Annotated in this window: 9 protein-coding genes; all 9 read right to left on the bottom strand. The window is 50.5% G+C overall.

The window, feature by feature from the left end:
• Positions 1-13: 13 nt before the first annotated feature.
• Entirely contained in the window at positions 14-4,555 is a 4,542-nt protein-coding gene (gene gltB, locus CLFS41_RS18185; protein WP_007870042.1) for a glutamate synthase large subunit, read from the bottom strand.
• A 368-nt stretch (positions 4,556-4,923) separates the two neighbouring features.
• Positions 4,924-6,051 carry a mandelate racemase/muconate lactonizing enzyme family protein gene (locus CLFS41_RS18190; protein WP_152649050.1) on the bottom strand — a complete coding sequence of 376 codons (1,128 nt, stop codon included), beginning with the start codon at positions 6,049-6,051 and terminating at the stop codon, positions 4,924-4,926.
• Between the two features lie 30 nt (positions 6,052-6,081).
• Positions 6,082-7,041, bottom strand: coding sequence for a tripartite tricarboxylate transporter substrate binding protein (locus tag CLFS41_RS18195; RefSeq protein ID WP_045093091.1), 960 nt, complete (start codon positions 7,039-7,041; stop codon positions 6,082-6,084).
• Between the two features lie 28 nt (positions 7,042-7,069).
• Positions 7,070-8,566 carry a tripartite tricarboxylate transporter permease gene (locus tag CLFS41_RS18200; protein ID WP_048930731.1) on the bottom strand — a complete coding sequence of 499 codons (1,497 nt, stop codon included), beginning with the start codon at positions 8,564-8,566 and terminating at the stop codon, positions 7,070-7,072.
• A gap of 11 nt (positions 8,567-8,577) precedes the next feature.
• Positions 8,578-9,090, bottom strand: coding sequence for a tripartite tricarboxylate transporter TctB family protein (locus CLFS41_RS18205; protein ID WP_045093092.1), 513 nt, complete (start codon positions 9,088-9,090; stop codon positions 8,578-8,580).
• Between the two features lie 213 nt (positions 9,091-9,303).
• On the bottom strand, positions 9,304-9,987 hold the full coding sequence (locus CLFS41_RS29095) for a GntR family transcriptional regulator (protein ID WP_048930733.1): 684 nt from the start codon (positions 9,985-9,987) through the stop codon (positions 9,304-9,306).
• Positions 9,988-10,183: 196 nt separating this feature from the next.
• Positions 10,184-10,450, bottom strand: coding sequence for an HPr family phosphocarrier protein (locus tag CLFS41_RS18215; protein WP_007870059.1), 267 nt, complete (start codon positions 10,448-10,450; stop codon positions 10,184-10,186).
• A gap of 224 nt (positions 10,451-10,674) precedes the next feature.
• Positions 10,675-11,331 carry an epoxyqueuosine reductase QueH gene (locus CLFS41_RS18220; protein ID WP_045093093.1) on the bottom strand — a complete coding sequence of 219 codons (657 nt, stop codon included), beginning with the start codon at positions 11,329-11,331 and terminating at the stop codon, positions 10,675-10,677.
• A gap of 185 nt (positions 11,332-11,516) precedes the next feature.
• Complete coding sequence (rpoD, locus tag CLFS41_RS18225; RefSeq protein WP_007870074.1) at positions 11,517-12,662, bottom strand: RNA polymerase sigma factor RpoD; 1,146 nt, start codon at positions 12,660-12,662, stop codon at positions 11,517-11,519.
• Positions 12,663-12,677 lie beyond the last annotated feature (15 nt).

The following is a 12,677-nucleotide window of genomic DNA, read 5'->3' on the forward strand; positions in this document are numbered from 1 at the left end:
ATGTTCCACCTCCTTAACCTCTGACATTTGCATAAAATGCTTCAATCTGCGCCTGTTCGCTGTTCAGTCCCTTTTCCTCCATCTGCACGATCGCGTTCATCATACGGCGGTAGTCGTGGGGGACGATTCTTTTGAACCGGGGGAGGTACTCGCTGAAGTGGTCCAGGATCCTCTTGCCTTTGTCCGAATTGGTATAGGCCACATGCTCCTGGATCAGTCCTTTCAGTTCCAGCACATCATATTTATTGGTCACTTCCTCAAAGGATACAAGCTCCTTATTCAGTCTCTTATACAGGCTTCTCTCTTCATCCAGCACATAGGCAATACCGCCGCTCATGCCGGCCGCAAAATTCTTGCCGGTGGTGCCCAGCACCACCACGCAGCCGCCTGTCATGTACTCACAGCCGTGATCTCCCACGCCTTCCACCACAGCGGTGGCGCCGGAATTGCGGACACAGAATCGCTCTCCCGCAACGCCGTTTATAAACGCCTTGCCGCTGGTCGCTCCGTACAGGGCCACATTTCCGATTATGATATTGTCCTCAGCCTTAAACTGCACCCCCTTGGGCGGGTACACCACCAGCTTGCCGCCGGAAAGCCCCTTTCCAAAGTAGTCATTGGAATCCCCCACCAGTTCCAGGGTAAGTCCCTTGGGTATGAATGCCCCAAAGCTCTGTCCGCCGCTTCCGCTGCAGTTGATGGTAAAGGTATCTTCCGGCAGACCCTCCGGATACTTTCTGGTGATCTCCGAACCAAAAATGGTTCCCAGGGTACGGTTTACATTGGACACATCCACCTGTACACTCTTTTTTTGGCCGCTGTTTAAGGCGCTCTTTAACTTTTTAAGGAAAACCTGCTCATCGATGGTTTCCTCCAGCTTGAAATCAAATACCTGTTTTTCACTGTAGCCCGCAACTTTCCGGCCCGCATAAGGGTTATCCAGTATCTTGCTTAAATCCACTTTTCTGCCCCGGGCGCAGGGTATGCCGTCCCTGGACTTTAAAAATTCAGTGCGGCCCACCAGGTCATCCACTGTGCGCACTCCCAGCTTTGCCATATATTCACGCAGCTCCTGGGCAATAAACTTCATAAAGTTCACCACATACTCCGGCTTGCCGATAAAACGCTTGCGTAGCTCCGGATTCTGTGTTGCGATCCCCATGGGGCATGTGTCCAGATTGCATACACGCATCATCACGCAGCCCATGGTCACAAGGGGCGCGGTTGCAAAACCAAACTCCTCCGCCCCCAGCATACATGCGATGGCCACGTCACGGCCGGTCATCAGTTTGCCGTCCGTTTCCAGGATCACCTTATCCCGAAGCCCGTTCATGATCAGGGACTGATGGGCTTCGGCCACGCCCAGTTCCCACGGAAGACCGGCGTTGTAGATGGAATTTCTGGGCGCCGCCCCTGTTCCGCCGTCATAGGAAGAGATCAGGATCACCTGGGCACCGGCCTTTGCCACACCGGCTGCAACCGTACCCACACCGGCCTCAGATACCAGCTTAACCGAGATCCTGGCTTTGGTGTTGGAATTCTTAAGGTCGTAGATCAGCTGGGCCAGGTCTTCAATGGAGTATATGTCATGATGGGGAGGCGGGGAGATCAGGCTCACCCCAGTGGTTGAATGCCTTGTCTTAGCCACCCATGGATAAACTTTCTTTCCAGGCAGCTGACCGCCCTCCCCAGGCTTTGCTCCCTGGGCCATCTTGATCTGGATCTCCTGGGCGCTCACCAGGTAACGGCTGGTAACGCCAAAGCGTCCCGAGGCCACCTGTTTGATGGCTGAACATCGATTCCTGTTGGCCGGTCCCGGCGTCAGGCGGTCCAGACTCTCGCCGCCCTCTCCCGTATTGGACTTGCCGTGTATCCGGTTCATGGCAATGGCCAGGCATTCATGGGCCTCCTGGGAAATGGAGCCGTAGGACATGGCTCCTGTCTTAAACCGCCTGACAATGGAATCCACGCTCTCCACCTCATCCAGCGGGATACCCCCGTCCTCAGGGAGGTCAAACTCCATCAGGGAACGAAGGTGATATGCCTTGTCATCCCTGTCTATCTCTGATGTATACTGTTTAAATGTTTCGTAATTCCCCGTCCTGGCAGCTTCCTGAAGCAGATGGATGGTCAGGGGATTATATAGATGGGCTTCCTGCCCGGACCGAGACTTGTGGCTTCCCACACTGTCCAGAGTCAGGTCCACATCCAGGCCCAGGGGATCGAAGGCCGCTGAGTGAAGGGTATCCACATCATTGGCAATGTCCTCCAGGGTGATGCCGCCCACACGGCTTACGGTGTCGGTAAAATATTTGTCCACCACTTCCTTGGAAATGCCAATGGCCTCAAAGATCTGGGCGCCCTGGTAAGACTGGATGGTGGAAATTCCCATTTTGGAGGCGATCTTCACAATGCCGTGAAGCACCGCCATATCATAGTCCATTACAGCCGCATAATAATCCTTATCCAGCATTCCTGATCCGATGAGGGAACGGATGGACTCGTGGGCCAGATAGGGATTGATGGCACATGCGCCGTATCCCAAAAGGGTGGCAAAGTGATGGACTTCCCTAGGTTCCCCGCTCTCCAAAATAAGAGCCACGCCCGTGCGTTTTTTAGTCCTCACCAGGTACTGCTGAAGGGCTGAAACCGCCAGCAGCGAAGGAATGGGCACATGGTTCTCATCAATATCCCTGTCAGACAAAATAATGATATTGGCTCCGTCCTTATGGGCCCGGTCCACTTCCAGAAACAGCCGGTCAATGGCCTTTTCAAGGGACGTATTCTTATAATATGTAATAGGGATCTGCTCCACCTTAAAACCGGGCTTCTTCATATTCTTTATCTTCAGAAGATCCGTCTCCGTAAGGATGGGGTTTTCCACCTTTAAAATCTTACAATTTTCCGGAGTCTCCTCCAGAATATTCCCCTCCTCTCCCACATACACCGTGGTGGAGGTTACGATCTCCTCCCGGATGGCGTCAATAGGCGGGTTGGTCACCTGGGCGAACAGCTGCTTAAAATAGTTGAACAGAGGCTGGTGTTTTTCAGAGAGCACGGCCAGGGGACTGTCCACTCCCATGGCGGACACTGCCTCGGCCCCGTTTAAAGCCATGGGCAGGATCATGGTCTTATACTGCTCATAGGTGTATCCATACGTCTTCTGCAGCTTCAGGAGCTGCTCCCGCTCCATGGGCGGCACCCCCTTATTGGGCACGGAAAGCTCCTTGATATCAATGAGATTGGAGTCCAGCCATTCACCGTAGGGTTTTCTGGACGCATAGTCATGTTTCAGGCGGTCGTCATCTATGATCTCTCCCTTTTTTGTATCCACCAGAAGCATTTTCCCGGGACGCAGGCGGTCTTTTCTCACCACCTTTGTCTGGTCAATGTCAATGGCGCCCACCTCTGAGGCCAGGATCATGTATCCATCCTCTGTAATATAATACCGGGAAGGGCGCAGTCCGTTTCTGTCCAGCACCGCTCCCACCACATCACCGTCCGTGAAAAGAATGGAGGCAGGGCCGTCCCATGGCTCCATCATGGTGGCGTAATAACGGTAAAAATCCTTGATCTCTCCGTCCATGTATTTGTCATACTCCCAAGGAGCCGGGATCGTGACCATCACGGCCAGGGCCAGGTCCATTCCGCTCATTACCATAAACTCCAGGGCGTTGTCCAGCATGGCTGAGTCAGAGCCTTCCTGGCTGATGATGGGAAGGACCTTGTGCATATCGTACTTAAAGTACTCGGATTCCATGTTTTCTTCCCGGGCAACCATCTTATCCACATTGCCGCGTATGGTATTGATCTCGCCGTTATGTACGATAAAGCGGTAAGGATGGGCGCGCATCCAGCTGGGGTTTGTATTGGTGCTGAACCTGGAATGGACAATGGCAATGGCCGACCTGTAATCCTTATCCTGAAGATCCTGGAAAAACCGCCTCAGCTCCCCTACCAGGAACATCCCCTTATACACAATGGTACGGCTGCTCAGGGAGACCACATACGTGTCCTCATTGCTCTGTTCAAATACCCGGCGCACCACGTACAGTTTCCGGTCAAAGTCCAGTCCTGCCTTTACCTGTTCCGGCTTTGCCACAAAGCCCTGGGCAATGTAAGGCATCACTTCCAGTGCCCTCTCCCCCAGGATTTCCGGGGTAGTGGGAACTACCCTCCATCCCAGAAAGGTAAGCCCTTCCTTTTTCACAATGATCTCAAACATCTTCATTGCCTGGTTGCGGGCCAGCTCATCCTGGGGAAAGAAGAACATACCCACGCCGTATTCCCTCTCGCCTCCAACGTGGATGCCCAGAGGTTCTGTTACTTTCTGAAAAAAGCTGTGGGAAATCTGCAGCATGATACCCACGCCGTCACCGGTTTTGCCTTCAGCGTCCTTACCGGCTCTGTGTTCCAGATTTTCCACAATGTGGAGTGCCTGGTCGACTGTCTCATGTGTTTTTAAGCCCTTAATGTTGGCAACCGCACCTATGCCGCAGTTGTCATGCTCAAAACGGGGATCGTACAGTCCTGGCTGTTTCTGTTTGGAGTCCATAGATTTCTTCCTTTCTTTCGCATTGGAGACGTGCCTTCACACGGCATCTTCTTGGGGGAGTCTCCATTTGCTTTTTTTATAGAGGTGATGATACTACAAATTTTTCTATTTGTAAACAGATTTTTATTTTAAATTTTCAGATAATTTGATAATTTATGCTTAACGATATTATAATCTGATTATTTATGTGAAAACAAAATACCGCGCTGTTTTATCAGAATATTCACGCCTCACAATTTTGACCGCATTTGCTCATATTTTAGCTTTCAAAGCACAGTCAGAAGGAAAACAAACCAACAAAAAAAGACATCCCGGACGCGCCAGCCCCATCCGGGATATCCTTTCCTTTTCTTCATCCTCCTGGAAAATCAATATGGATGAAACACATACCTTTGTATCTCCTCCTCACACAGTGAAATGCCCAGGCCAGGCCCCTTGGGAATCTTCACCCTTCCCTCTTTCACCGGATAGGTTCCCGTCACACAGGTATCCTTCATAGGGTTGTCCCCATGATCATATTCCATTATATGGGCACCGGAAGCATTCATTACCTGCATGGTTGCCGCATACCCTACCCCGTTTGCCAGGAAATGGGGCGCTACCTCCACCCCATATTGGTGTGCAAGCCGGGCAGCTTTCATGAATTCCGTGATCCCGCCGCATTTTGTCACATCCGGCTGGCAAACCTGCAAAAGCCCTTTAGCCAGATGACGCTCAAAGTCTGCGCCATAAAGATTTTCGCCTCCGGCTATCCGCATTCCGGTCTTCCTGACCAGGACTTCCAGGTCCTCCACATGATCCGCCATAAGAGGTTCCTCAACCCAGTATAGATGAAATGGCTCCAAAAGCGGAGCCATTTCCAAGGCAGTCTCAAGATCCCATCCCTGGTTCACATCCGCCATCACCAGGCAGTCTGGGCCGACCAGCCAACGCAGCTCAGACAGATTCCGGATATCCTGCTTTGGATCCATTCCGATCTTCAGCTTAAAGGCAGTAACCCCCTGTTCCCAAAAGCGCGCTGCCTGTTCTGCCACCCCGTCCGGTCCCAGAGCCGAACAGTAAACCGGAACGCTTTCAGCTGAAGATTCCAGCAGCTCACAAATTGACTTGCCTTCCGCCTTTCCCTGGATATCCCAAAGTGCAATATCCAGTCCGCTTAACACCTGATAGGCGATCCCGGGAGCCCCCCACTGAAGACCGATCCGTTTGAACTTCCTGCCAATCGTTGCCCAGATCCCCTCCCTGTCCAATGGGTCAGCGCCGATGAGCATGGGCTTTAATCCCTGGTGGACGGACGCCTCCTTCTCATAGTGGCTCCACTGGGGGAAATTGCAGAAGATTTCCCCCAGCCCAGTAATCCCGGCATCCGTGTGCACCAAGAGGAACATTCCGTTTCTGTGGTTCCAGACCCCAAGGGCGCTCTGTACACGCTGATGCCCCTCATAGGTGACACGCATGCAAATAGTCTGTATATCCGTAATTTTCAACTCGTCCACTCCAATACTCTTGATTTGTTTGATAAGGTATCAGTTTTCCAATATGGGTGCGATGATCTTTTCAAATGTTTCAAAGGTCTCCCCTGTCTGCTTTGCATCCAAAACAGTAGACGTGGCCCCGGTCTTTTCAACATTTTCCAAGAACTCCGGGCTGTTTGCCGCTTTCATCAGCGCATCCTGAAGAATTTTCACATCCTCCTCCTTCATATCGGGAGGGCCGAATACGCCGCGGATCTGTTCCACATTGGCCGCCTCAATTCCCAATTCCGCAAAGGTGGGAACATCCGGCCACACGGAAGCCCGCTTACTGCCTGTAACACCCAGGGCGATCAGGTTTCCCGCATCGATATGTGCCTGGCTCTCGGCAAAGGAGCCGATTGCAAGATTTGTGTGTCCCCCTGCGCACTGTGTACAGCAATCTGCGCCTCCTCCTGTACCGGCAATGATATTAAACTCGATTCCCAGAGCATTGGCAACCGCATTGGCGATAATGTTGGTCACACCCCCGGAGGAGCTGGTGGCGATGGTTACCTCTCCCGGATGTTCCTTCGCATAGGAAACCATTTCCCCAAAGGAAGAAAAGGGCGCGCTGGAGGACATAAGGATCGCCGATGCCTCTGTCTGATAAGTCATAATAGGTGTCATATCCCTGAATGAATGGTCAATGGTCCCCATTAAATTGTGGGTCAGCAATGTGAGGGTGCCCTGGACAATGGTATATCCGTCCGGTTCATACCCCATGATCTCCTTATAACTGACCGCCCCGGATGTTCCCGGTTTATTCAGTATATTGACGGAAACCCCCAGATCTTTTTCTGCCAGGGACGCCAGCAGGCGACCGGAGACATCCGCGCCTGTGCCGGGATCAAAACCGATCATAAACGTAATGGGTTTGCTGGGATAAATATCTTGTTTCTTGCAGCCCGCACCACAGGCGGCAATCAAAGTAAACACCAGGAATAACTTAAAGAACTTACTTATTTTTTTCATAGCAGCTTCTCCTTTTGCATGATTGACATTATTTATTTTGCAGCGCCCTTTGTCTCCACGCCGTCACACCGTAACGGATCACAGGCCAAAATAGCATGATGGCTGTGAGAAGTAAAATTGCAACTGCAATTGGTTTTGTAAAAATAAACAGAAAGCTCCCCTTGCCTAATTGTACTGCAGAGCGGTAATTCCGCTCGATCAGTCCGCCAAGCACGGTTCCCAGCACGGTTGCGATCACAGGAAAACCGCGCTTGTCAAAAATATATCCTAAAATCCCCATAAAGATCATGGTGCCCACATCAAATATGCTGCGTTTAACGGAGTAGGAGCCAATAACGCAGAGCACGGCAATAATCGGGATCAGGACATTCTGGGGCACCCGGATAACCTTCATAAACAAACGGGCGGCCAGAAGCCCCAGCACCAGCATCAGTACGGCGGCAATCATATAATTGGTGTATATGGAATTCACCAGATCTGCATGATTGACAAACAGTATGGGGCCAGGGGTGATGTTATTCATCATAAATGCCCCCAGCATCACGGCAGTGGCGCCATCTCCCGGAACCCCCAGGGTCAGCAGGGGAACCAGTGCGCCTCCATTGGTACCATTGTTTGCTGATTCCGATGCCGCCACGCCCCGGATGTCGCCTGTCCCAAAGGTCTTTTCCTTGTCTACAAGCCGCTTTTCCGTATCATAAGCCAGGAAACTGGCAATCGGTCCCCCGGCACCGGGCAGGATACCTACAAAGGTTCCAATGATACCGCCGCGGATCGTTGTGGGAAGGATCCTCAGCATCTGCGTTCGGGAAGGCAGGATCTTATTCACCTGCTTTACAACCTCATAGGACAAGTGTGCGGATTCCGCCTGTTTCAGCACCTCACGAAATCCAAAAAGGCCAACCAGCATGGGAACCAAGGTCAAACCGCCTGTCATGGAGACATTCCCAAACGCGTATCGGGCCACTCCTGTCACCGGGTCGCTGCCCGCCAGATTAAAACACACGCCGATCAGCCCGGCGGCCAGGCCTTTATAAATGTTTTTTCCCACAATACCGGCTATTAAGCTGAGTGAAAACACACCCACTGCAAAATATTCCGCCGGCCCGAACTCCAGGGCAACAGAGCCCAGCTTGGGTGCTACAAAAATCAGAACCAGTCCTGAAAGTACGCCTCCTATAAAGGAGGAAATGGTTGCGATCCCCAATGCTGTCCCGGCTTCGCCTTTCTGCGCCATGGGATATCCATCCATTCCAGTCATCATGGAAGCCGGGGTTCCCGGAATGTTGATCAGGATGGATGAGATGGAACCGCCATATGTGGCACCCACAAAAACGCCAAGAATTGCCGCCATGCCCAGGTCTGCCGGCAACACATATGTAATGGGCAGAATCAGCGCAATAGACATGGTGGCTGTCAATCCGGGAATAGCGCCGCAAATAATCCCCAATATGGTGCCGCCCGTAATGATCAGGATATTCTGCAGCTGAAACGCTTCCTGCAGACATCTAAAAATCGTTTCCATATCATCCCTCCCTATAGAATCATGTGCAGCAGGCCGCTGGGCAAAGTCACCTTAAAGCCATAAGTAAAGACCGTATAGACCGCAGCCGTCACCCCCACAGTAATTGTGACTGCCCTTTTTGGAGATGTCCCCAGTGCATACAGCGCAGTCCATAGAAACAGCGGCGTAATGATCAGAAAACCGATCGGCTTCCAGAATAGCTGATAAGCAACCACCATAAATACCATAAACAACGGCGGCGGAATGACGGATGGTTTCCCAAACAGACAGTATCTCTTATCCCTGAAGGATCCTGGTTGTTCTGCCGCAGATCCTGATACCTCCTTTTTTCCTTTGATCACACCGGATAGGATCAAAAAGGTTCCAAGCAAGAAAATACAGCCGGCCAAAAAATAGGGAAATGCCCGGGGAGAAACACCGTCATTCCAATTTTTCAAACTGATGTTCCTTCCATTCATCACTAAAAAAAGTGAAAATACCAGCAGCCCAATCCCATCTGGTATAGATGATTTGCTCCATTTCATTAAACCCCCTCCTTACGATCATTTTATTAATTGACAAGTGTCCTTCTGTTAAATGTTAACATTCTATATTTAAAATTTTTCGTCTCATAATACAACCGTGTCCTTGGTTCCCACTTCACCTTCCCATACCATTCCTCCCCCTCCATATGTTAAATGTTAACATTTATAGTAATACAAATCCTCCTCTCCTTACACTTTATGATAAACTGCCTTTTAACTGCTCCGTGTCACCTCCTGCATCTTATGGAAATTCATGCGGCCGCTCTTATAATGGGTCTGTAGCCCCTGTTCCATCCGGGCGATATCACCGGATTCAATTCCTTCTAAAATCCCCATGTGATCCCGAAAATAATTATTCTTTACGCTGCCCGCGTACTTGATGTTTGTCTCCATGATACTGCGGCGGAATCCGGAAATGGATTTCCATGCCCGGAGCAGCACAACGCTCCCTGCCTTTTCCATCAGATTGTCATGGAATGAATAATCATACTGGTTGCTCATGATTTCAATACCCGATTCAATGCTTATGGCCAACTGCTCCAAGTCATATTTGGCAGCTGCCATCCAAGAGGTAAAGGCAGCATCATAGGGAGCATGTTTCATAATGATCTTGCATGCCTCCGATTCCAGAAAGGTACGTAATCTCAAATAATCCTCAAAATCGCTCTCATCAAATTTCATCACCTTGGTGCGTCCGTTGCCTGGTCTGTAAACCAAGCCGTCCGCTTCCAACTGGCTGATCGCTTCACGGATCGGCCCCCGGCTGATATTCAGTTCCCTTGCCAGCTCAGGTTCATTCAAATGATATTCCGGCGGATAAACACCTTCTATAATGGCCTTACGCAAATAGTTTGCCACATCATCGCTTAACTTTGTTTTAATGAATTTGCTTTGCACCTGCTGATATCCTCTTTTACATATTGTTAGTTTCAACAATTTTCTTAGATTTTACTTCTTTCTTTAGTATAGATTTACAAATGTAAAATGTCAACACTTTATGATAAAAATTATTTCTTCTCCCTAAAACCAAAAAACAGGCAGCATCTCCCAAAAGATACCGCCTGCGGTCATTCTTATCCATTGTATATATAAATTACATCTCGCCCAATCCACTCTCAATTGCCGTGGTCAGGGTCTCCATTGCTGCCGCCTCATCCTCACCGTCACAGATCAGGGTAATCTCAGTTCCGCACTTGATGCCGGCTGCCATTACGTTCAGTACGCTCTTTGCAATGATCTTCTTCTCCCCGCATTCAATTGTAATGTCGCTCTTGAACTTCATGGCTGTCTGAGACAGGACACCTGCTGGTCTCAAATGTAAACCGGATGGGTTAACAACCTTTAATGTTTTACTAAGCATAATACACTCTCCTTATCCACTATTTTATACTCTCGGACACACGATTAACGCCATGTCCCCTATGAAAGATTCTATTACATCTGCCTGCCTATGTCAAGTTAATCGGAAAAATCCTGAGCAACTTTTTCACAATCTTTCCCGGGGCTAACGGCCTGCATCACCGCAGGTTATGGCCTGTATTCCTGTGGGGCCGCGGGCCGTATTCCCGTGGGCTGCGGCCTGCCTCACCTTCCGTTCCCGGCGCTTTTGCGGGCCCTTGCTTCTGCCTGTGAAAAGACGCAGCCGCAATAGTCCTGTCTGTAAAGGCCGTACTCCGCGGACAGCTGGACCGACCGCTTATATCCGTTCTTTTTCTTAAAATCCGACAGCAAGTAGGGTACCCCCCATTGATCCCCCAGCCTGGCGCCTATCTCATTCAGCTTATCCGCGTTCTTTAAGGGACTGATGGAAAGTGTGGTTGTAAAATAGTCATATCCTCCCCGGGCAGCCACCCCGGCAGCATGGGCCAGGCGCAGTTCATAGCACCTAAAGCACCGTTCCCCGCCTTCCGGGTCCGCCTCATGGCCCTTTGCAGCTGCATAAAAGTCCTCAGGCACATACTCCCCTGCCAGGAATTTCACAGGCCTCTGAAGCCCCATCTCCCGGATCAGGCGCTCCTGCTCCTTTACGCGTGTTTCGTACTCTTCTTTGGGCGCTATGTTGGGATTATAATAATAGACCGTGATATCAAAATACCGGGACAGGTATTCCAGGACATAACTGCTGCAGGGCGCACAGCAGCTGTGCAGCAAAAGGCTGGGGATCCTGCCTTCCCGTCCCTCCCGCTCCATGATCTGTTCCATCTCCCTCTGGTAATTCCTCTTTTGACCTGGCTGTGTCATCTGCGTCTCCTTCCCGCGGCCGCCTATTCCTGCTCCTATGATCCTTCTATCCTTGTACCAATTGTTCTAATCCAAAAAGCAGATTTTCGGAAAGCAAAAAGAGACCGTCTGCAACAACGGCCTCCTTAAATGCCATATTTCCCAGCGCATGTCCAAATATGCTAGGTCCGGACACACCCTAATCCTTACAGGAAATCCCTGATTCGTTTGCTTCTCACCGGATTGCGCAGTTTTCTGAGAGCCTTTGCCTCAATCTGACGGATACGCTCCCTGGTAACGTTGAATTCCTTTCCAACTTCCTCCAGGGTACGGGGATGTCCGTCCTCCAGACCAAATCTGAGGACAATGACCTGGCGCTCCCTCTCCTTCAGATCACCCAGCAATGCATCGATATGTTCACGCAGCATAACGGATTCCACATTGCCTTCCGGTGTCACCACATTATTATCTGCCACGAAATCGCCTAAGTTGGAGTCATCCTCCTCGCCGATGGGTGTCTCCAATGAAGCCGGTTCCCTTGCGATCTGCATAATCTCCATGACCTTGTCCTCCGTCATGTCCAAAGCCTCTGCCAGCTCTGTCACAGACGGCTCATATCCCAGCTCCAATGTAAGCTTCCTCTGCATCTTAGACATCTTGTTAATGGTCTCAACCATATGCACCGGTACGCGGATGGTCCTCGCCTGATCTGCCAGAGCCCTTGTAACCGACTGGCGGATCCACCATGTTGCATATGTACTTAGTTTATAACCCTTTGTATAGTCAAACTTCTCCACGCCTTTGATCAGTCCCAGATTGCCTTCCTGTACCAGATCCAGGAAACTCATCCCTCTTCCGGTATAGCGCTTGGCAATGCTGACCACAAGACGGAGATTGGCCTCGATCAGCCTTTCTTTGGCATAGTCATCGCCATCAGCTTTGCGCTGGGCCAGATTCAACTCTTCGTCTGCCGTAAGAAGGGGCACGGTGCCAATTTCTTTGAGATACATGCGGACAGGGTCCTCTGTGCCGATCCCCTCCAACAGGTCCACTGCATCCAGGTCGATTTCTTCCTCTTCTGCATCTTTAATGAAGCTGTCATCGTCTAAATCCAGGTCTAAATCAATGTCATCAAGCAGAACAGTGTCCTCGGTAAGCATCGCTTCGTCCAGTACGGGAACAACGTCAATATTACGGTTCTCCAGGTAACTGTAAATTTGGTCCATCTGTTCCGGTGACAGGTTATCCCCGGTAAAAAAATCATTAATCTCCCCTGCATCCAGCGTGTTATGCTTGGATTTTGCATGTTCGACCAGCTTTTCCAGCTTCTTTAAAAAATCGTCCTTTTCCACTGATAAACGTCCTTT

The organism is Clostridium sp. FS41, assembly GCF_000954015.1.
Lineage (GTDB): Bacteria > Bacillota > Clostridia > Lachnospirales > Lachnospiraceae > Enterocloster > Enterocloster citroniae.